The organism is Shewanella sp. 5S214 (assembly GCF_041439795.1).
GTDB lineage: Bacteria > Pseudomonadota > Gammaproteobacteria > Enterobacterales > Shewanellaceae > Shewanella > Shewanella vesiculosa.
In genome coordinates this window covers 50,596-70,847 of sequence record NZ_JBGOOV010000029.1, presented here as the reverse complement: position 1 = coordinate 70,847, position 20,252 = coordinate 50,596, and the positions used below count along the sequence as shown (strand labels likewise).

18 protein-coding genes and 1 pseudogene are annotated in these 20,252 nt (G+C 41.2%); 10 read left to right on the top strand and 9 right to left on the bottom strand.

The features are described 5' to 3' along the window. Positions 1-38: 38 nt before the first annotated feature. Positions 39-488: an AraC family ligand binding domain-containing protein gene (locus ACED29_RS17360; protein WP_371698210.1), complete on the bottom strand. Its 450-nt coding sequence runs from the start codon at positions 486-488 to the stop codon at positions 39-41. A 99-nt stretch (positions 489-587) separates the two neighbouring features. Here ACED29_RS17360 and ACED29_RS17355 point away from each other — a divergent pair, with 99 nt between their 5' ends. Continuing rightward, the gene (locus ACED29_RS17355; RefSeq protein WP_371698208.1) at positions 588-1,706 is read left to right on the top strand and encodes a multidrug effflux MFS transporter; all 1,119 of its coding nucleotides are present in this window, start codon (positions 588-590) and stop codon (positions 1,704-1,706) included. A 553-nt stretch (positions 1,707-2,259) separates the two neighbouring features. On the opposite strand, the gene ACED29_RS17350 is transcribed toward ACED29_RS17355, so the two are convergent. From ACED29_RS17350 to ACED29_RS17340, 3 genes are all read right to left on the bottom strand, one after another. Beyond that, complete coding sequence (locus ACED29_RS17350; protein WP_124017514.1) at positions 2,260-2,841, bottom strand: lipid-binding SYLF domain-containing protein; 582 nt, start codon at positions 2,839-2,841, stop codon at positions 2,260-2,262. Between the two features lie 141 nt (positions 2,842-2,982). Beyond that, the gene (locus tag ACED29_RS17345; protein ID WP_371698206.1) at positions 2,983-3,921 is read right to left on the bottom strand and encodes a hypothetical protein; all 939 of its coding nucleotides are present in this window, start codon (positions 3,919-3,921) and stop codon (positions 2,983-2,985) included. 64 nt (positions 3,922-3,985) lie between these two features. Then, entirely contained in the window at positions 3,986-4,378 is a 393-nt protein-coding gene (locus tag ACED29_RS17340; protein WP_182723110.1) for a nitrous oxide-stimulated promoter family protein, read from the bottom strand. A 358-nt stretch (positions 4,379-4,736) separates the two neighbouring features. Here ACED29_RS17340 and ACED29_RS17335 point away from each other — a divergent pair, with 358 nt between their 5' ends. The 7 genes from ACED29_RS17335 to ACED29_RS17305 all read left to right on the top strand — a co-directional run bounded on the left by ACED29_RS17335 (position 4,737) and on the right by ACED29_RS17305 (position 10,606). Next, positions 4,737-5,813, top strand: a complete 1,077-nt coding sequence (locus tag ACED29_RS17335) for a hypothetical protein (protein WP_371698205.1) — start codon at positions 4,737-4,739, stop codon at positions 5,811-5,813. 179 nt (positions 5,814-5,992) lie between these two features. Further along, positions 5,993-6,253 carry a hypothetical protein gene (locus tag ACED29_RS17330; RefSeq protein WP_124017518.1) on the top strand — a complete coding sequence of 87 codons (261 nt, stop codon included), beginning with the start codon at positions 5,993-5,995 and terminating at the stop codon, positions 6,251-6,253. Then, positions 6,243-7,724, top strand: coding sequence for a YdiU family protein (locus tag ACED29_RS17325; protein WP_371698211.1), 1,482 nt, complete (start codon positions 6,243-6,245; stop codon positions 7,722-7,724). Before ACED29_RS17330 ends, ACED29_RS17325 begins: the two co-directional genes overlap by 11 nt. 26 nt (positions 7,725-7,750) lie before the next feature. After that, positions 7,751-8,071 (top strand): DUF3630 family protein, encoded by a 321-nt coding sequence (locus ACED29_RS17320; RefSeq protein ID WP_371698204.1) that lies wholly within the window; start codon positions 7,751-7,753, stop codon positions 8,069-8,071. Continuing rightward, entirely contained in the window at positions 8,064-9,065 is a 1,002-nt protein-coding gene (locus tag ACED29_RS17315; RefSeq protein ID WP_371698203.1) for a serine/threonine protein kinase, read from the top strand. The genes ACED29_RS17320 and ACED29_RS17315 overlap by 8 nt, the downstream gene beginning before the upstream one ends. 129 nt (positions 9,066-9,194) lie before the next feature. Beyond that, on the top strand, positions 9,195-9,812 hold the full coding sequence (locus ACED29_RS17310; RefSeq protein ID WP_124017521.1) for a thiol:disulfide interchange protein DsbA/DsbL: 618 nt from the start codon (positions 9,195-9,197) through the stop codon (positions 9,810-9,812). Positions 9,813-10,393: 581 nt separating this feature from the next. Continuing rightward, positions 10,394-10,606 carry a DUF1107 domain-containing protein gene (locus ACED29_RS17305; protein WP_124017522.1) on the top strand — a complete coding sequence of 71 codons (213 nt, stop codon included), beginning with the start codon at positions 10,394-10,396 and terminating at the stop codon, positions 10,604-10,606. Here ACED29_RS17305 and ACED29_RS17300 read toward each other — a convergent pair. Further along, entirely contained in the window at positions 10,603-10,824 is a 222-nt protein-coding gene (locus ACED29_RS17300) for a cell division protein ZapB (protein WP_124017523.1), read from the bottom strand. The genes ACED29_RS17305 and ACED29_RS17300 overlap by 4 nt on opposite strands. Positions 10,825-10,996: 172 nt before the next feature. Here ACED29_RS17300 and ACED29_RS17295 point away from each other — a divergent pair, with 172 nt between their 5' ends. Beyond that, the gene (locus ACED29_RS17295; protein WP_124017524.1) at positions 10,997-11,362 is read left to right on the top strand and encodes a RidA family protein; all 366 of its coding nucleotides are present in this window, start codon (positions 10,997-10,999) and stop codon (positions 11,360-11,362) included. A gap of 211 nt (positions 11,363-11,573) precedes the next feature. After that, positions 11,574-12,665, top strand: a complete 1,092-nt coding sequence (locus ACED29_RS17290; RefSeq protein ID WP_124017525.1) for a branched-chain amino acid aminotransferase — start codon at positions 11,574-11,576, stop codon at positions 12,663-12,665. A 55-nt stretch (positions 12,666-12,720) separates the two neighbouring features. On the opposite strand, the gene ACED29_RS17285 is transcribed toward ACED29_RS17290, so the two are convergent. From ACED29_RS17285 to ACED29_RS17270, 4 genes and pseudogenes are all read right to left on the bottom strand, one after another. After that, the gene (locus ACED29_RS17285; RefSeq protein WP_371698202.1) at positions 12,721-17,247 is read right to left on the bottom strand and encodes an EAL domain-containing protein; all 4,527 of its coding nucleotides are present in this window, start codon (positions 17,245-17,247) and stop codon (positions 12,721-12,723) included. 221 nt (positions 17,248-17,468) lie between these two features. After that, on the bottom strand, positions 17,469-18,371 hold the full coding sequence (locus ACED29_RS17280) for an acyltransferase (protein WP_347690402.1): 903 nt from the start codon (positions 18,369-18,371) through the stop codon (positions 17,469-17,471). A gap of 6 nt (positions 18,372-18,377) precedes the next feature. After that, a complete protein-coding gene (locus ACED29_RS17275) occupies positions 18,378-19,274 on the bottom strand; it encodes an acyltransferase (protein WP_371698201.1) in 897 nt (298 codons plus the stop codon). Positions 19,275-19,353: 79 nt separating this feature from the next. Further along, positions 19,354-20,208, bottom strand: a pseudogene (locus ACED29_RS17270) (YifB family Mg chelatase-like AAA ATPase); the annotation flags it as partial. Between the last annotated feature and the right edge of the window lie 44 nt (positions 20,209-20,252).

Below are 20,252 nucleotides of genomic sequence, written 5' to 3'. Positions count from 1 at the left end.
TCGGTCAACCGATCAGTTAAATTTTCTCGTTTTACCGCTTAACTGATCGGCATTAGGCGTTTAGCGGCATAAAATTCTTCCCAAAAAAGGGCTGTCGTATTCTTCATCTCATCTTCAGGTTTATCCCATGTCCATAGCGCCATTTTATCAATTAGTGCCTTTAGCAAAGCATTCACTTCAATCATTGTAATGTCGCTTGGGCATTGAAAAACTGTGCAATCGAAGTACAGGGAACGGTAAGCGACTACATTTGTCATCGTCGCGCGATGTTGGGTAGATGGGGGGATCCAAACCGCTTTTATGGGGGGTAAAATGCAGATGGAGTTTTCTAAAGCAAAGCTCATACAACCTTGAGGTGCAAAAAGTAATTGGCCTTTCTTGTGTTGATGCATGCCTGAGTCATGTTTTCCTACCTCTGCGGCTATTCCAACAACGCAAGAGTTTAAGCTATCAGGCTCGAATTGGGTTTTTTGATTAATAATTGCCATTTGTCCGAATTTCGATGTTTTTGGTTTTTATGTTGTTAATTGGAAAAGAGTAGTCCCATTTATACTGCGTGCCAAGTTAATTTATAATGATGATTCTAGATGAATACCAAACCTTCTCTATGGCTGATGGTTGTTATGTTGATGTTCCCACAAGTCGTTGAAACCATTTACAGCCCTGCTTTGGGCTCTATTGCGCAATCATTCTCTGTAAGCTCTTCCCAAGCAGCTCAAACGCTATCTATTTACTTTTTAGCCTTTGCATTTGGTGTTGTTGTTTGGGGGATATTAGCGGACAAATTGGGCAGACGGCCAACAATGATTATTGGTCTTTTTATTTATGGTTGTGGCGCCTTAGTCGCAATGCAAACTGACAACTTTCCTACGCTTATGCTTGCGCGAGTATTAAGTGCATTCGGAATAGCGGTTGGCTCAGTTGTGACACAGACTATGCTTCGTGATGCGTTTAATGGCGAAGAGTTAGGTAAAGTATTTAGCCTAATGGGAATTGGGATCTCAATTAGTCCCGTGCTAGGAATGCTATTAGGCGGTCAACTAACTGCAATTGGTGGTCATCACTATGTGTTCTTAGCCCTATTTGCCATGGCACTGGCATTATTTATTTATAACCTGTTTAAACTCCCTGAAACGCAAAAAGAAAAGCAACCGATACAACTTGTTTGCTTAAGCCTTCGAATGGTGAAAGATACGCAAATTTTACTGTCAGCACTCTTGGTGGCGCTATACAACATTGCGATATTTTCTTATTACCAACTTGGCGCATTTATTTTTGTCGACCTCGGTTTTGGCTCCGAGCAATTTGGTTACAGCGGTATTGTGTTGGGTATTGGTATGTTACTTAGCAGCTATTTAAATAAAGCTCTTTTGTCAAAAAAAATGTCTCAGCGCTTTCTACTATGGGTATCTGCTACGCTGCTAACAATTGGTGCTGTTGGGGTTTATCTTACGCTGGGTTCAATCTGGTTTATTACTCCCATGATACTCGTGGCTAGTTCATTTGGTATTGCTATCCCAAATGTACTGAGTGTCGCTTTAGCCGAATATAAACAGCAAGTTGGTAGCGCAGGCGCTCTCTTTGGGCAGATGTATTACCTAATGATTGGTGGTGGCTTATTACTAGCTGCTGTAGTTCAGCATTTAGGTATTGTACTCGTCGTATGTAGCACAGTGACTGTGTTGGCGACAGTATCACGTAAATAATGAGTACCAACAGTTACTACTCGTATTGATGTACAAAATCCTTCAATATTGTTACTAATTTGAATATAAACAGCTTTGAGTTAAATGCTTGACTCACTTTTGTCCAAAAAGCGATCTAGTCTCTGCTTAAAAATGTATAAATTCAACTCTGAACTTGAGGACGTTGAAGAAAATAGCGTGAGCTAGCCAAGGATGGCGAGCTAGCTTTCGAGGGGAAGGGACGCCCCATCGGAAGCGTTAGCATTTTCACTCTTTATTGCAAAATGGGCCGAAGCAGTCTGCAAATGTAGGTCAAAGTTAAATCTGACCCCCCATGGCGAATTTTCGCAGCTCTTGTTTTGTAAATAGCGAAAATGTTGCGGGCGGCTGGGCTAATTCTTTTATAAAGAGTAAAGAGGGAACAGCCGTTGGTTTCCTCTTGGTCTGGGGTGGGCGAAGCGCCACGACGTTAGTGGCCACACTCCATACCTTAAAAATCACTTATTCAAAATAATTCAGGCTGCCAAGGGCAGCCTGAATGTTATGTACTTAAGAGTGTTAAGACTCGTCGCGGTTACTTACCATCAAAAGTAAATGACTGACCTGCTAGGGCGGCTTCAAACATTAACCCACCTTTAGCGGCGGTAAATATCGCCATGCCATTGATGTAGGCTGCAGTCGCAGCATGATTACTGCCAGCTTGTCCTGCACCCGCAGAATTACCTGTGGTGCCAACTTGAGCATTAGCACCAAGGTTAATTGCTACTGCTGACGCTTGAGCGCTAAACTCAAAACTGCCGCTGGTAAAATCATTGTATGCTTTGGCATCTTTAAAGAAGATTATTTCGCTATAGGCCTGTCCGCCTAGCTGAAAACCGATTGATAGTTGGGTTAATGTAGAATCACCCATGTACGAGCCTGCCTGATACACTCGACCGTTACCATAAGCTGCACCAATACCTATTCCCCCTTTGGCGACACTGGGGAAGATTGCATAACCATAAGCTGAATCAAATAAATGTCGGCTTTCGTTGGCCTTTTTAAAATTGGTAGTTGCATCGTTATAAGCTGCTTCGTCAGCAAAACTAGGAGCTGAAAACGCGAAGCTTATTAATACGAGAAAACTGGAAAACACTAAGCTAATTGAACGTTTCATAAATAACCTCGGTGACTATATTGTCATGATAAAACTGGCCTTAGAGTAGCATAACCCTTACATAGCGTGCGTTAATAAACATTTATATTCGGCTACTCGCAATACGCTCTTAAGCATAATGTTAACGTGAGACATGCGCCGTTAGTCTTTTTTATCACTGCCATTTTTAGTCGCGTATTGACTGGTATCGCGTCCATCTTTATTGGTCATTAACTGCTGTAAATAGGTGATTTCTTCATCGTCTAGTAGCGAATGAGCTTTAAGTTGCGACTGTGACGTATCATCTTTGCTGCTGGCGTTGAGTGCACCGCGCAAATAGGCTGATCGTGTGACTTGATGGATACCATACAAGGCAAACACATAGACTGTGAGTAGAAGGCTTAATCGAGTTATAGCTTGGGTTAACAAGGACACTGAATCACCTAAGTAAAATGGTAAATATACCAATACAATTCGCAGCACCCAATTAATCAAAATACCTATGGTTAATACGCTTAACCAGCGAAAACGAATGACTTGTAAGTTAGGTTGCCTACTGGCTAAATATTGTGGTCGATAGCGTGACAATAAGCGATAAATCGCCCAAGAATAACCCATGGTTTGCAGCATTAATAATAGGGGTAAAATGACGGCTAATAGGTTAATCGTGTTTAACTCAGCGAGTGATGTAATAGTGTTATGTAAGTTTTTAGGGGCGATACTAATATGAAACAAGATGGCTGAACTGGTGACTAAGGCGGCCAAAATAGCCCCGCCAAAATGTTTAATGATCAGCGGTTGGTAGTCTTGTTCGGTTAAGCTGCTTTTACAATATAAATACAGCATGGGCATGAGTAAAAAATAGATAGGAATAAATAACGTTAGGGCCAAATGGATTGGTATTGGAGCTGTTTCTTGCGTTAGCAACCCGGTTAAAAAATAACAACCGATGAGTAAAAATATTCCGGCGAGTAGACTGTGGCTGCGAGTGCTGCTTTGATAAATATAATGAACATACAGGCCCACTCCAAGGCAATGAATGCCTCCGAGTAAGGAAAGCCACCAGTATGTTTGAATAAATAAATCGTTAAATTGGTTCATTTTCACTCTCTTGGACGACAGTGAATACTAACCTACTTTCTGCAAAGCAAGTAGTTTACGATTGTTAACCTTGCTCAGCTTTGCGAAAATGTCTGTTTGAGGCTTTTTCTGGTGGTAAACCTGGTGCAGGTTTACGCTCAGCAAGTAAATGCTTAATCGCCATAATGGGATGTGGTAATAACATTCTTGGCCCAGCAAACATCATAATTTCACGGGCTCTTTGTTTCATATGGGGTTTGTAGCAGTGCACTGGGCATTTATTACACGTTGGTTTTTGTTGGCCGTAGGGGCAACGATCTAAACGAGTGTTGGCATAGCTTAGAAACTCACTACATTGTAGGCACACATCTCTGGCTGGTTTGAGTGGGTGGTGCACTTTACAGTAGATTTCCACCATAGCTTGCATAGTGCGAAACTCATAGAGTAATTGGTCACTCAATAATTCTGCTTCAGCCATAAGGTTATCCTCGATTTAATACCTTAGTAAAATAGTCTGATATTGGCAGTGTAAGCTCGATGATAACAGCTGACAAACTGAGTGTGGTTAACTTTGATATTCGGCCCAAAATTAACTTTATATGAGGTTAAGATCGCAAAAAAGATTGAACCAGTGCTCAAATGATCGGCTATGTATGCCTTTTTACAGATTAAAATAGATAAATAGTCGCTTTTATAGTGTACATTGAAATAATAATGGTAGATGCTTAAAAAAACAGCGCGCTATCATTAACCCTTTACATTACCTCACAATAAATGTCGTTGTGAGTGAGAACAAATAGTGTGTTATGGCACTTAATCAGCAAGGTGGAAGCCTAATGAAGATCATTTTAATGCTAGTATTGGTTGCAATTGCTCTGTACCTATACAGACGCACTCAAGCAGTGGCAAAACAAGAACTTGATAAAACCGATAGCAATGCCACTGCGCATTCGTCATCATCTGAAGTTGCTCAACCGTCATCGCCAGCCGCTACCGATACGACGGTTGCAGAGCATAAGGAATTAGATAAACCGGCAGCTGATGTCGTTTTAGGCGATTCTGTTATTAATGCCCCTCAGAGCACATCGGCTACATTGGTCGATGAACCAAGTACAACCGCTAATACTTCGCCTGTCGATACTCAACAAGCAGAACTCACTGCCGAGCCAGATGCAGAGCTAAATGATTCTGAAATCACAGAAACCTTGAGTCATGCTAAGAGTCCATCAGTTAACGCTTCTCCTGTCGATACTCCAAAAATAAAGCTCACGACCGAGCCAGATGCTGAGCTAAATGATTCTGAAACTACAGATACCTTGAGTCATGCTAAGAGTCCATCAGTGAACGCTTCACCTGTCGAAACTCCAAACGTAAAACTCACGACCGAGCCAGATGCTGAGCCAAATGATTCTGAAACTACAGAGAGCTTGACTCATGCTGAAACTGGATCAGCGGATACATCTGCGACTGCAGTGTCGACTCTCCAAGCTGGAGGATTGAGTTTGGAGCCCGCTAAAGGCGATTGGGCTAGTGAGAGTTTGCAACAGCAGGTTGAAGTAGCCAACAATGCCACAGATCTTCAAGGTCAGCATGATGGTTTAGTCAGTGTGATTAACCATTGTTATAAAATGCGTAAGCAAGCTGATTATTGCCAATATGGCGCAGCATTGCAGCTAACCTATTTAGAGCTCTATCGCTCACTGCATCAGCAACATGTGGCTCAAAAAAATACTGACGATATCAAAGCGCCAGTGTTTATGCAGTTATCAACCTTGTTAAATGATGTTGGTCAATTTGATGAAGCGCTTAAGGTGTGCCAGCAAGCACTTGAATACCAGTTAACTGATGGAACTGTCACTGGGTTTGAAGGGCGAATAAAACGCATCGAAAAAGCTAAAGCTAAAGCGAGCTAATAGGCTAATCAATACTGTTGCATGGATATCAGGTATGATATTCAAAAGGAAAGCGGACCTTGGTTCGCTTTTTTGTTGCTTCAGATCCAATGATTTTAAGGTTTAAAATGATATTAATGACCCGTACATTGACTACAATATTGCTGATAACTGCCACGCTTGTCTTACTTGGCGGGTGTATGCGTACTCCAGAATGGACCTTATTTTATGTGGCTGACCACACGCCTGTGCCGACGCAAATTGTCCTGCAAGAGCATATTTCTGGTTATTACAATTCATTAGAACAATGCCAAGCTAAAGGTGCAGGAATGTTACGCTTACAGGCATCATCATTGCCAGCAGAGAAAGCTTTTGCTTGTGGTGAACAGTGTCAGGTAAATGAACAACAGCAATTACAATGTAAAAGTCAGGTTGTTGGTGCTGTATATGATGCACTTTAAGCAAGATTTTTTTGAACAATTAGACGGATTTTATTCACAAGTTTATCCGCTACCCATCAGCAATCCTCATTGGCTTGGTTGGAGTGATGACGCCGCGAAACTGATTGGATTACAAAAACCTAATAATGAATTGCTGATGCAGTTATCGGCTAACTATGCCGCGCCTGGCGCCAGTTATTATGCGCAAGTATATAGTGGTCATCAATTTGGCGGTTACACTCCCAGATTAGGCGATGGTCGCTCAATTATATTAGGTGAAGCTATTGGCCCTAATGGTGCTTGGGATGTCGCGTTAAAAGGTGGCGGCCCAACACCTTACTCTCGCCAAGGTGATGGCCGGGCAGTAATGCGCTCTGCGGTGCGCGAGTTTTTAGTATCAGAAGCGCTTGCGGCGCTTAATGTGCCCACAAGCCGCGCATTAGCCGTTATCGGTTCCGACTTACCTGTATGGCGTGAAAGCCAAGAAACAGCAGCTATTACGGTACGCCTGGCTAAAAGTCATATTCGTTTTGGTCATTTTGAATATTTTTTTCACAGCGAAAGCGGTGATGCTGGAAAGTTGACTCAATTAGTGAATTTTACGATTCAGCAGCACTTTACCCACTTATCCGCCGATGCTGCGGGTTATAAGCAGTGGTTTTATGAGGTGGTGCAATCTACTGCAAAAATGATTGCCCATTGGCAGTCCATTGGTTTTGCTCACGGGGTAATGAATACCGACAATATGTCGATACTCGGTGACACCTTCGACTTTGGCCCCTTTGCATTTTTAGATACTTTTAAAGAAAACTTTATCTGTAACCACTCTGATCACGAGGGCCGTTATGCATTTGGCCAGCAGCCCGGAGTAGGTCTGTGGAACCTTAAACGTTTAGCCCAAGCACTCTCGCCCATTATTGATGCTGATGATTTAATTGCGGCCTTAAATACTTATCAAACTGAATTAGTTAACCAGTATTTAAGCCTAATGCGCGCCAAATTAGGGCTGCCTCAAGCGAGCATTAACTCAAATACATGCACTCAGGCGGCTCAAGCTGAGCTGGATCAGCAAGATTTACAGCTCGTGGGGCAGTTAACTGTTTTACTGGAAGCGAATCAACTTGATTACACCAATAGTTTACGTCGTGTGGGTCAAATTGACCCGAGTAGCTCTTATTGTACTTTACGTGATGATATGGTCGATCTTGCAGGCTTTGATACTTGGTATCAAGCTTATCAAAAGCGAGTGGGTGAAGTGGCAGATGTCAATGCGTGGCAAGGTGAGCGCAATAGTGCTAACCCGAAATACATTTTGCGTAATTACCTCGCGCAAGAGGCCATTATTGATATAGAAGAAAGTGGCGATAACAGTAAGCTATTGCAACTCCAACAATTGTTAAGTCGTCCTTTTGACGAACAGCCCGAGATGGAAGATTTTGCTAAACGCCCACCAGAATGGGGGCAAGGCCTAATTATGTCTTGCAGCAGTTAATTGAATTATTTTAGTCGAGTTAATTTATGAAATTATTGTCAGCCCAATTAGATCCCGCATCATTAAGTCTTATTATTAAAGCTGAGGTGGATTTTGAGCAGTTTGAACGATTTGCAGAACCGCTGGCGGCGGCACTTGATTGCGAAATCCGTGAGCGCCAATGGGGCGCAGATCGCCACCAATGGTTGCTGAACTTTGAAGGCAGTCCTCTATGGTTACATTATGAGTTTTATGGTGATATTTGTTGGATATCTACCGATAGCGCTGCAGAATTAGACGTACTAGCGTTTTTGTTAACGCTACTTGCTCCACATATTCAAACGACTAAAGAAGGCATACATGGATAACCGTACGGGCGCAGAATTTCATTTTCAGGCACTGAGACCCGATCTCATTCTTGATGCCATTGAAAGCATTGGTATCTTCCCTGAAACGGGATTATTAGCGCTAAACAGTTACGAAAATAGAGTGTATCAGTTCCGTTGTGACCAAGGGAGGCGCTATGTGGTCAAGTTCTATCGACCACATCGTTGGAGTAATGAGCAAATTCAAGAAGAACATGATTACGCCTTGGCTTTAGCGGCCGAAGATATTCCTATTGCTGTTCCTGTGGTTATCGAGGGTAAAACCTTATTTGAGTATCAAGGTTATCGTTTTGGACTGTTCCCCTCTATTGGTGGTCGGGCATTTGAAGTTGATAATTTAGATCAACTCGAATCGGTGGGCCGTTTTATTGGGCGAATTCATCAGTATGGTGCAACACAACCTTTTAAGTACCGTGAATCGCTAACACCGGAGATTTTGGGAGATGAGTCTTATCGCTATTTACGTGAAAGTGATATGGTTTCAAGCGCGATGCAAACGGCTTTTTTTACCGTAGTTGAGCAGGTCTTAGATAAAGCCAAGCAGATATGGCAGCAAAATCGTTTTACGCCTATACGCCTGCACGGAGACTTGCACCCTAGTAATATTTTATGGACCCCAGACGGCCCCGGATTTGTTGACTTAGACGATGCCAGGCAAGGCCCAGCAATACAAGATTTGTGGATGATGTTAACTGGTGATCGCCATCAACAGTTGTTGCAACTTGATATTTTATTAGAAGGCTATCAAGAGTTTTGTGATTTTGATGCAAAACAGCTGGCTCTGATTGAGCCGTTAAGGGCTTTCAGGATGGTGCATTATAATGCGTGGTTAGCCAAACGCTGGCAAGACCCAGCATTTCCAATGAATTTTCCATGGTTTGGTGATATAAAGTACTGGGAACAACAAACGCTAGCGTTTAAAGAGCAGTTATCTACGCTCAATGAACCTCCGCTGAGTTTACCCAGTTTTAATTAACAATATTTCATAATCACTACCTAATCGTATTTAGTTACAAATACAATTAGCTAGCAATTGAGTTACAGGCTAACGCTAGACTATGATAGAGCCAGCGTATTTATATTTTGCCTATTAGAAGGAAGTAAAATGAAAAAAGCATTACTGATGGCTGCTGCACTCTTGCTAGCGCCGATGGCTGCGATGGCTGCCGATTATAAAGAAGGTGTTCATTACACTGTGATTAGTGATGGCCCTGAAACTGCCAAGCCAGAAATTACTGAGTTTTTCTCCTTTTACTGCCCACATTGTTTTAATTTTTCTAAAACTGTGGTGCCAAAAATAGAAGCGACTTTACCTGAAGGCGTAAGCTTTAATCAGGAACATGTTGAGTTTATTGGCCGTGAAATGGGTGTTGAAATGTCTCGTGCATTTGCAGTTGCGCAGCAGCTTAATGTTGAGAAAAAAATGGAAGCAGCTTTGTTTAGCGCTATCCATGAAAAACGTCAGCAGTTCACCCGTCCTGATGATATCAGAGCGATATTTATTGCTAATGGCATAGATGGTAAAGCTTATGATGCCGCAGCAAAATCATTTATGGTGAATGCCAAGATGTCTAAAATGAAGCGTGATACTGAGAATGCGAAAATTTCAGGTGTGCCTTCATTGGTTGTTAATGGTAAATATCGTGTTGAAACAAGCTCAATTAAATCTTATGACGAGTTAATTGATATTGCATATTACTTAACGTCTATGAATAAAAAGTAGTGTTGACTGCTGATATTTTAAAAGGAGCTTAGGCTCCTTTTTTGTTGCCTGAATATTTGTGATTTAAATGCTGGCAAGGGCCAGTCGTCACTTATTCGCCTGTAAAAGAGCAGCTTGGTAGCATTATTTATAGGGAGTGTATTGTGGTGGGGGAGCGGATATTACGTTGCGGCAAAAACGTTAATCAAAAGGCCGTAAGCAAAAAGTGTCAGGCAAAAAAAAACCGTATGTCTATAAAAGACGATACGGAGATGAGTTAAATAACTCTTTTTTACCCTGAGTAACACTAAAGATCCTAACATGGCGTCAAAATATTGGCAAGCGGCATTAAAGTGTCGTTTTTGTTTTTGGATTGATCAACCTGATAAAAAATAGCGTATTGATGAAACTCTTCCGCGGGCACGTGGTCTAATCTTTTGACATTAACCTTGTAGTGGCTCAACTAGAAAACTAAACAAAAAGTGAATAGTCGTGTTAAGTGGTTTTATCGGCGCTTTAGACTTCTATCTGTCGAGTTATACATAACTTATTGTCGTTATTTCATCGCAATTTACATATGTTATCTTGTTGGAGGAAATCGTATGAGAAGGTTCCCTGTGTATGCACCTAAATTAATTGTTAAGCATGCGAGGATTTTTTTGAGTGGTGTTATCTGGGTAAAAGACTTAGGGTTACTTGAGTTTGATAAGGGCCGCTTTTTACAGACGAAAAAAAGCCTGCCAAAAGTTAAGCAGGCTATCAGCGAACTAAATGCCTTGATTGAAACACAATCAAAGCAGTATCAATCCATTTAGATTTCGTTATTCAATAAACCAACAAGGCCGTTGACCTTATCACTCCAAGAGTTTAGGTCCTGCTGCAATTGTTGGTTTTTTTGTGTCAATTCTTGCTGCTGTAATACTAATGCTTCATTCTTTTGCTTCTCTTCATCAAGCTCCATTTTTAGTAGCTCAATATTTTCGAGAGTTGCCTGGATTTTGTTTTCCAGTTGGGACAATAATTCAAGGCTCATGGGGAGTCCTATACGTTTCTGGATGGAATCCCGATTCTAGCAGTGACAAGGCCTATAGGAATAGCCTTTAAAACTAAGTGGCTAAAATATATTCAATAAATCGTACTATATTGTACTTTATCTGAGATCGCGCTATTTTCATCTGCCCTCTATGGTAATAAAAGACTTAGTTATGATAATTACTCGACACGATGTCAGTGAGCGAATGAGCAGTATTGTGATCCATAATGATACTGTTTACCTGTGTGGCCAAGTTGCAAATGATAAGTACGCAGACATTAATACTCAAACGGCGAGCATGCTTGAACAGGTTGATCGTTTACTGGCACAAGCTGGTAGCCGACGCGATCATATTTTATCCGCGACTATTTACCTCAAAGACATGACAGATTACGATGCTATGAACCTAGTATGGGATAGTTGGTTGCCAGTGGGCCATGCTCCTGCAAGAGCATGTGTGCAAGCTGCGATTGCGGAGCCGGAATACTTAGTTGAAATATCAGTGATTGCCGCGGTGGTAAACGAGTTATTGCCTTAAGTCTGTGATTAGCCTTAATGGATTCACTTTGATTAATTAGCGCGCGATGAAAATCAGACATGCACTGACAGTTTGTCTGTTGCAATTTGAATAAATATATTGATGCTTGTTACGTTCAATTGACGTATTTTGATTTAGGATATATGGCTGCGACTTGACATTAATCTCTAGCCTCCATAGTCTGCAAGCTCAGTTTTTAAGGTGGTATGCAATGGACATAAAATATAATTTAAAATCAGCGTCAGAGCGCCGCACAGAACCCTTTAAACCAGAAGGTGATGTTGGTTTTGGTCGACTTCGTACTGATCACATGTTTTTAATGGATTACCGTGATGGTCAATGGTGCGATCCGCGCATAGTGCCTTATGGTCCTTTTGAAATGGCGCCAGGTGCAATGACATTGCATTATGGTCAATCGATTTTTGAAGGTGCAAAAGCATTTATGCATGAAGACGGTGAGATTTATACTTTCCGTTTAAATAAAAATGCTGAGCGTATGAATCGTTCTGCCGATATTGTGTGTATTCCAAATATCGATGAAGCGATGCAAGTAAAGGCGATTAATGCCCTTATTGATGTTGATCGTTTGTGGTTCCCGCAGCAAGATGGTGCCTGTTTATACATTCGACCTTTCATTTTTGCCACTGAAGATCGCTTGTCAGTTAGCCCAAGCCAGCAATACACTTTTTGCGTCATGTTAAGCCCATCTGGTGCTTATTATGCTTCTGGGGTTAATAATGGTATTCGCTTATTAATTACGACTAAGTTTCATCGTGCTGTTTCTGGTGGTACGGGAGCGTCAAAGGCTTCGGGTAACTATGCCGCTTCTTTACGTGCAGGCAAAGCGGCAGCTGAATATGGTGCTGCGCAAGTGCTGTATCTAGATTCAACCAACACTCAAATTGAAGAAGTTGGCGCAATGAATCATTTTCATATTTTAAAAGACGGTACGGTAATTATTCCGACATTTACCGATACGATTTTAAAGTCAATCACCTCGCAATCGATTCTTGAGTTGGGCGATTTACTTGGATGTGAAGTGAGACAAGAAACTGTAATGTTAGATAAGTTTGTTGCTGATATTGAGTCTGGCGAAATTATTGAAGCGGGCGGTTTTGGTACCGCTGCAGTAGTATCACCTGTTAGTTCATATATTTTTGAGGATGGACGCATTATCACAGTCGGTGATGGTAATGTTGGGCCTAATATCAAACGTATCTATAAAGTATTTACTGAGTTACAAAAAGGCCATATTCCTGCACCAGCAGGCTGGGTAAAGCGTATTGAGCGCGTTGCTCCATAGTTTAGTTTATTATGTTCATAATAATAAAAGCTCCCTTGGGAGCTTTTATTTTATCTTAAAAATGACGAGTGTCAGTTTTGTCGTATGTTAATAAAGTCATGCAGTCATCGGCACTTAAGGGTTTACTGAGTAAGAAGCCTTGAACTTGATCACAACCACCTTCACGTAAGAAATTTAATTGTGCTTGGGTTTCTACGCCTTCAGCAACAACGTTAAGATCTAAACTGTGGGCTAAAGTAATAATCGCGCTAGTGATGGCGGCATCATCAGGGTCTTCAGTGATATCACGCACAAATTCTTTATCAATTTTCAAAGTATCAATAGGGAAGCGCTTTAAATAGCTTAAGCTAGAGTAACCAGTACCAAAATCATCAACAGCAATAGTTAACCCTAGTGCCTTTAATTGCGCCAATATCGCGACAGAATCTTGAGGATTGCCCATGATCATTGATTCTGTTAATTCGAGCTCTAGGGCGCTTGCTGGTAATCCAGAGACGGCTAATGCGACCTCTATGATAGAAATTATATCGGCTTTTAACTGTCTAGCCGAAAGGTTTACCGCGACAGATATATGCTCAAAACCAAGCGCATGCCATTGTGCCAATTGACTACAGGCTTGGTTAATCGCCCAGTGACCAATCTGGTTAATGATACCCGTTTCTTCTGCCAGCGGGATAAACTCAACTGGTGAAATAAGCCCTAGCTCTGGACTCTCCCAACGCATTAAGGCTTCAACGCCGATAATCTTTTCAGTTTTAACATCATATTTAGGTTGATAAACCAAATATAATTCGTTGTCTTGAATCGCCTTTTTTAGCCCTGCTTCTAATTGAACATAACGTGTTGCATATTGGTTTAACTGTTCAGTATAGAATTGGAAATTGTTTCGCCCCAATGATTTAGCATGATACATGGCTGTGTCGGCGTACTTAATCAACGATGTAGTATCTTTAGCATCTTCTGGATACAAACTGATACCAATTGACGGTGAGATCGTCAGTACTTTATCGTCTAGTAAGAATGGGGTTTGAAATGCATGTAACACTTTTTCCGCAATAATAGTGGCCGCTTTAGTTTTAGCCACGCCTTCTAAAATAATGGTAAATTCATCTCCGCCCAAACGAGCAACCGTGTCGCCATCTCGTACAGCATTTTGTAGACGATGGGCGACGGCTTTAAGCAGCAAATCACCAATATGGTGGCCCATTGAGTCGTTAATATGTTTAAATCGATCGAGATCTAAAAATAATAATGCCACGATACTATTGGCGCGATGGGCTTTGGTTACTGCTTGATTTAGTCGGTCTTGAAACAGAGTGCGGTTAGGCAGTCCGGTCAGTGGATCAAAGTTAGCCAATACACGTAAATCTTCTTCAGCTTTTTTACGTGCGGTAATATCAGTAAATACTGCAACAAAGTGACTGGTTTCACCTTTATTATCGATGACTTGGTTGATCTCTAACCATGCAAGAATACCGCGTCGATCGCGAGTTCGAATATGAATTTCACCAGCCCAATGTTTGTGTCTTAGTAGTTGGGTTTCAACAGCATTATAAAATTCTCGAGACTGCTTACCCATGGTCAAAAATAAGAAGTGCTTACCAACAACATCACGGTGTTTAAAGCCAGTTATACGGCTAAACGCAGGGTTGATTGAACGGATTTGGTAATCCAACTCGCCGACGACAACGGCTTCGTTCATACTGAATAATACTTGTGATGACAGTTTAAGTTCATTTTCGGTAATTTTACGACTCGTAATATCTTTATGTGTTCCCGCCATCCGTATAGGAATATTATTGTGATCACGTTCAACGATTTGGCCCCGGTCTAGTACCCAAGCCCATTCTCCGGGTTTGGTTTCAACACGGTACTCAGCTTCAAAAAACTCACTGTCGCCATTGAGATGTTCGTTAAGCAGTTGTTGAACCCGAGGCTTATCTTCTGGATCAATATTTTTAATCAATAGTTGATCTGTTAATGATAAATTCATCGGCTCAATCATATTAGTGCGATAAACTTTATCGTCCTTAATATTCCAATCCCACATACCGTCGCCAGAAGCCCAAAGCGCTAATTTGAGACGCTCTTCAGATGCGCGGATACTGCTGTCAAACTCGCGTTGTTTAGCTCGTTTTTTCTTTCTAGTCGAAAAAATCCAAATAATAATAAATAACCCAAATGTGGCATAAAGTGCATAGGCCATCTTGGTCATGTAAATAGGCGGGATGACTGATACATTTATATTTAGTGTATATTGACTGTATCTATTGGTTCCCAGAGCATGGCGAACCATTAAGGTGTACTCACCCGGCGGCAAGTTCGTATAAGTGATGTCATTGCCGTTAGATAACTCATGCCAATCACTATCATAGCCGTCTAAAAAGTAACTAAAACGGTTTAATCCAGGGTAATTAAAATTGAGTGAGCCGATTTCAAAACTGATCAGTTGTTGTTCATAAGGCATGACAATGTGAGGTGCATGGCTTAAGTCGAGAATAGGATGCTGGTCTTCACCTACGGTGTATTTCGTTAGCGCCAGTTTATTCTCCGCTCTCTGAGTGGGAATCGTGCTGGGGTTAAACTGATTAAGCCCTCTAATACCGCCAAACCATAAGGCGCCATTCGCCTCTTTAAATTTGGCAGTACCATTAAACTCGTTAGCTTGTAGACCTTCGAATTTATTATAGGAAATAAAGCTCTGAGTACTTGGAGTAAATCGTGAAATCCCTGAGTTAGTGCTGAGCCACAAATCGTGTGCGTCATCTTCTAAAATGGCATAAACCGTATTGCTACTGTTATCCGCGTTAACGTCCATCCGTTCAAAGTTAAATGTACCGTATTCAATCGTTAGCTTGTCTATACCACCATGGGTTGCTACCCAAAAATCACCGTTATCGGCCAGTAAAAAGTCTCTAACACGGTTATCACTAATGCTGTAAGGATTTTCTGGGTCGTGGTTTAACAGCACTAATTGTTGCGCTTCAGCAGAGAGCCTAACGACACCGCCCATGGTGCCTAGCCATAAATAACCTTGGCTAAAATAGAGCTTAATAATCTGGTATTTATAGGGTGAAAAGTCATCTTGAAAGCCAAAGTTATAAGCCATCATAGTGTGACTATATTCAGAGATGAAATACAACCCCTGTGAACTTGCTATCCATAAACGGCCTTTGTCATCAATGGTTAAACTGCGAAACTTGGTATCGGTACTAAATTGCTCATTTGCAGGTTTTACTTGTTTGAGGGTGTTGTTGTTATCGAGAGTAAACAGTCCTATATTGGTGGCAAACCACAGTAAACCTTGGTTATCTTGCACTATGTCGTGTACTACAAACGATAACTCTTCTGCTGGTATTGCTAATGTTTTAGCAAATAATTCATTAATATAGTGATATTGATGGTCATTAGGAGCTAAATATTTAAGCCCTGCACCATCAGTACCAACCCACAGGCGTTGCTGCTTATCGCGAAAAATAGCCCGGATCATGTTTGCCATGCCTGGGGTATCAGTTTGGTAATCGTAGAGATGGCTAAAGTATTGATTGGTAAGAGAGAGTTTATCAATTCCTGAATAACCTGTGCCAATCCATAAGGTGCCATTTGGATCAAGCATTAGGTTTTGCAGATTATTAGCACTGATGGTATTGAGGGTTTGCGGATTATACTTGTAATGCCTGCTATGCCATTGTTCATCAAAAAAATCCAGCTGAAAAAGGCCATTGTTATTGCCGATAGCAAAAATCTGATTGGCATTAATCACCACAAAGTCTGCAATATTACGGTTGTATCCGTAACTATTTTCATTTGTCCAAATGAGTTCTTTTTCATGGGTATCAAGATTGTAGCGCCAAATTTGATTATTAATCGCTAACCAAACTGAATAGATTGAGCTCGATTTAATTTGATTTACTGTCATATTGACCGGAATATCAAGTCGAATGATAGTGTTACTGTCGATGGCAAATATGCCATGCGCTTGAGTACCGACAACAATGTACTTATTGTCGATGTTAGCGATAGTGGTAATTTCAGGAGCAATGTTATTGCCTAGGCTAACGGAGGTTATTTTTTCTGTTTTGAGCGAGAGAATGTAAAGACCTGAACGTGTGCCGATCCAAAGGGTATCACCGATAACATCAAGTTTGGTCACCTGAAGATCTAGCAAGCCTTGAGCTTTTTTAAACTGAGTAAATTTGCCTGTGGTTAAATTTAACCTATTGAGACCATTATTGAGAGTACCGACCCATAAATCGCCGTCAGGTGACTGCAAAATATCAGTGATAAAATTGCCTGAAATAGAGTTAGTGCTTTTTTGTTGTTTCAAATACAAGCTAAAGTCTACACCATTATAACTGTGCAGACCGTCTTGAGTACCTATCCATAGCATTCCCGCACTGTCCATGAAAAGGCGAGTAATAGAGTTTTGATTTAGGCCATCCTTGGTATCAAAGTGCTCAAATTTTACTTCAGTTAGGCTGTCATAAGGAGCATTTTTTTGCGCTGCAACAGACACTGAGAAACTCAATGTAATGACCAAAATTAGCCAGTGTGTTGCAAGCGTTAAGGCACGAAAATTCAAATTTCACCTATAAACATTTCATTGGAAGGCTGCGAAAAATTTTAATTATGTTAACAATGATATGCTAATTTAAGCTTTGCAGATTCAGTTGTTAACTAATTTTATCAATTGAGTTATCTGAAAACTATTTTATTTCTAAAACTGACAGTTTTACATGCTCAACGCAACAGAAAATCGTCATTTGTCGACTTTCTGACAATTAAACCTATCCAATACCCTTATTACTGTTGGTAAACTTTCATTATGTCATCAATTTGCTGGTCTTTATCTAACCAGAGCTGATTTAACCAGCGCTGAAATTCGACACGGTTTTCAGGGCTTGAAAAGTAAATTTCTGAATCCACTTTAGGCACGGGTAGCGTTTCAACACGCATAACCACTTTTTTAGTGCGCCCATGCATGACATTGGCTAATACTTTTTCTGACGTTTCTGGATACACTAAAGTGATATTGAGCAGTCCGGTAAATTGTTCGCCCATTGCTGAAAGTGTAAAAGCGATACCGCTCGCTTTAGGACGTAACAAATGGCGATAAGGTGAGTTTTGACGCAGGCGTTTTTCTTCGGTAAACCGACTCCCTTCGACATAATTAATAATGGATGTCGGCATGTGCTTAAATCGTTCACAAGCTTTGCGGGTTGTTTGCAGATCTTTGCCTTTTAATTTAGGATTTTTTTTCAGTTTGGCAGCACTGGTGCGATCCATAAATGGCATATCGAGTGCCCAGCAACCTAGACCCATAATGGGCACATAGATGAGTTCTTTTTTTAAAAAGAATTTCAACATTGGAATGTGGTTACGCAATAAGTATGTTTGGGCTGCTATATCGAAACCACTCACATGATTACTGATCAATAAATACCAGCCATTAGGGTCAAGTTTATCTAGACCTTCGACGTCCCATTCTATATTTGAGATTAAATATAAAATACCACCATTGCATGTTGCCCACGCCCACATGAATCGGTTCATTATTCGCGTTAACAGTCGACGAACGGGCAAGAAAGGCAGTAATAATTTTACCACCCCACCAATGGTCAATAAGGTGCTCCATATTGCGGTATTGATGATCAATAGTGACAGACTAATAATAAACAGTATCGGACCTGGTAGAAAAGACAGCATTCCTTGTTATACCTCTTGCTTTGCTTGCGAAGAAAATTCCTGTAACTGTAAATCTTTTTTAAGCCAAAGCTGATTGAGCTGCTCTTGAAATTCAATTTTAAACTCACGATCTTTTAGGTAATCACCTCGCATCCTCTGAGGAATATCAGTGATTTTGATGTCGACTCTCACCTCTGACAACCCGCCACTGATATATTGCCAATATGTGGGTACCGTATCAGGGTAATATATAGTGACATTAACCAGCTTGTTAATGTGTTCACCCATGGCTGAAAGAGCAAACGCCATACCACCAGCTTTAGGTTTTAAAAGATGTTGAAAAGGTGATGCTTGTTTATCGTGTTTAGCTGCAGTAAAACGCGTACCTTCAACAAAGTTCATTATACTCACAGGCTTAGTTTTAAATTTTTCACATGCTTTACGTGTGATTTCAATGTCTTTCCCTTTCAATTTAGGGTTTTTGCGCAATTGTGATGTGCTATAACGGCGCATAAAAGGAAAGTCTAATGCCCACCAAGCCAAGCCTAGTACGGGCACAAAAATCAGTTCTTGTTTTAGGAAAAACTTTAAAAAGGGGATCTTGCGATTAAATACTCGTTGTAAAATGAGGATGTCGACCCAGGATTGATGGTTAGCAATAACCATATACCACTCTTGTTCCGAAAATGATTGATCACCTGTAACGCGAATACGCATCGGATGAAAAATAGCTTCGATGACGGTATTGACGCTAATCCAAGCTGTGGCGCAATTATCAAGAATATAGCTGCAGATTTTTTGGCAAATACCAATAGGGATCAATTTTACAAAACTAAATGCTAAGATCGGGATGGTCCAAAAAATGGTATTAATGACATAACATAAGAATGCGATTGAACCTTTGATTTTCGAAAGCAGCGACATTTGTATCTCCTATTAAACGGAGTGCTATGTTACTCGTAGTCGCTGTTTTGCTCAATCAATACGATAGGTTAAATTACGCTTATTGCTGATTCAATTTTGCCAGTAATCGGTCCATTGCCCTATAGCCAAGGGCTTGAGCAATATGACTGCGTTCGGTGGTTGGTGATTGCTGTAAGTCGGCAATGGTGCGAGATACCCGTTGAATACGATGAAAACTGCGAACAGACAACCCTAAACTCACCACACTTTGCTCCAAAAAAGCCAAATCTGCTTGAGTTATCCCGCCGTCTTGTTTGAGTTGTTTTGGGCTTAATTCACTATTCAATACTCCAGACCGGTTGAGTTGTCGATCGCGTGCTTGTTTAACCCGTTTAGCGATTTCAACGCTGGACTCACTGGGTTGATGTTGTTGGGTTAAGGTGCCAGCTGGCAGTTTGGGTACATCAACGGTTAAATCGAAACGATCCAAAAAAGGTCCCGATAGACGTGATAAGTAACGTTGAATTTGATCAGGGGTAGAACGAGTACGTTCCGTATCGCCACAGGGGCTGGGGTTCATTGCCGCGATGAGTTGAAATCGACTCAAAAAAGTCAGTTTAGCGGCTGCGCGTGATATCTCAACTTGACCGGTTTCTAGTGGCTCTCGCAGGCAATCTAATACTTTTCGAGGGAACTCAGCTATTTCGTCAAGAAATAATATACCACGGTGAGCCAACGATATTTCCCCAGGTTTTGGATGACTGCCACCACCAATAAGCGCAATCGATGATGACGTATGATGCGGCGAGCGAAAAGGGCGGTTAAGGAAACTTTGTGGTTTAATATGTAATCCGGCGACAGAGTGAATGGCAGCCACTTCAATGGCCTCATCGTAGGTGAGTTTGGGTAATAGTGGGATAATTCGATTAGCTAACATGCTTTTTCCTGTGCCAGGCACCCACGACTAAGTAAGTATTTAATCACACCTACTACTTATCC

Bases quoted from the DNA above. Each gene is read 5' to 3' on its own strand.
- ACED29_RS17290 (WP_124017525.1), top strand. From the start codon at position 11,574: ATGGACATAAAATATAATTTAAAATCAGCGTCAGAGCGCCGCACAGAA.
- ACED29_RS17305 (WP_124017522.1), top strand. From the start codon at position 10,394: ATGAGAAGGTTCCCTGTGTATGCACCTAAATTAATTGTTAAGCATGCG.
- ACED29_RS17320 (WP_371698204.1), top strand. From the start codon at position 7,751: ATGAAATTATTGTCAGCCCAATTAGATCCCGCATCATTAAGTCTTATT.
- ACED29_RS17280 (WP_347690402.1), bottom strand. From the start codon at position 18,371: ATGCTGTCTTTTCTACCAGGTCCGATACTGTTTATTATTAGTCTGTCA.
- ACED29_RS17335 (WP_371698205.1), top strand. From the start codon at position 4,737: ATGAAGATCATTTTAATGCTAGTATTGGTTGCAATTGCTCTGTACCTA.
- ACED29_RS17310 (WP_124017521.1), top strand. From the start codon at position 9,195: ATGAAAAAAGCATTACTGATGGCTGCTGCACTCTTGCTAGCGCCGATG.
- ACED29_RS17330 (WP_124017518.1), top strand. From the start codon at position 5,993: ATGCGTACTCCAGAATGGACCTTATTTTATGTGGCTGACCACACGCCT.
- ACED29_RS17275 (WP_371698201.1), bottom strand. From the start codon at position 19,274: ATGTCGCTGCTTTCGAAAATCAAAGGTTCAATCGCATTCTTATGTTAT.
- ACED29_RS17340 (WP_182723110.1), bottom strand. From the start codon at position 4,378: ATGGCTGAAGCAGAATTATTGAGTGACCAATTACTCTATGAGTTTCGC.
- ACED29_RS17300 (WP_124017523.1), bottom strand. From the start codon at position 10,824: ATGAGCCTTGAATTATTGTCCCAACTGGAAAACAAAATCCAGGCAACT.
- ACED29_RS17295 (WP_124017524.1), top strand. From the start codon at position 10,997: ATGATAATTACTCGACACGATGTCAGTGAGCGAATGAGCAGTATTGTG.
- ACED29_RS17325 (WP_371698211.1), top strand. From the start codon at position 6,243: ATGCACTTTAAGCAAGATTTTTTTGAACAATTAGACGGATTTTATTCA.
- ACED29_RS17315 (WP_371698203.1), top strand. From the start codon at position 8,064: ATGGATAACCGTACGGGCGCAGAATTTCATTTTCAGGCACTGAGACCC.
- ACED29_RS17350 (WP_124017514.1), bottom strand. From the start codon at position 2,841: ATGAAACGTTCAATTAGCTTAGTGTTTTCCAGTTTTCTCGTATTAATA.
- ACED29_RS17360 (WP_371698210.1), bottom strand. From the start codon at position 488: ATGGCAATTATTAATCAAAAAACCCAATTCGAGCCTGATAGCTTAAAC.
- ACED29_RS17345 (WP_371698206.1), bottom strand. From the start codon at position 3,921: ATGAACCAATTTAACGATTTATTTATTCAAACATACTGGTGGCTTTCC.
- ACED29_RS17355 (WP_371698208.1), top strand. From the start codon at position 588: ATGAATACCAAACCTTCTCTATGGCTGATGGTTGTTATGTTGATGTTC.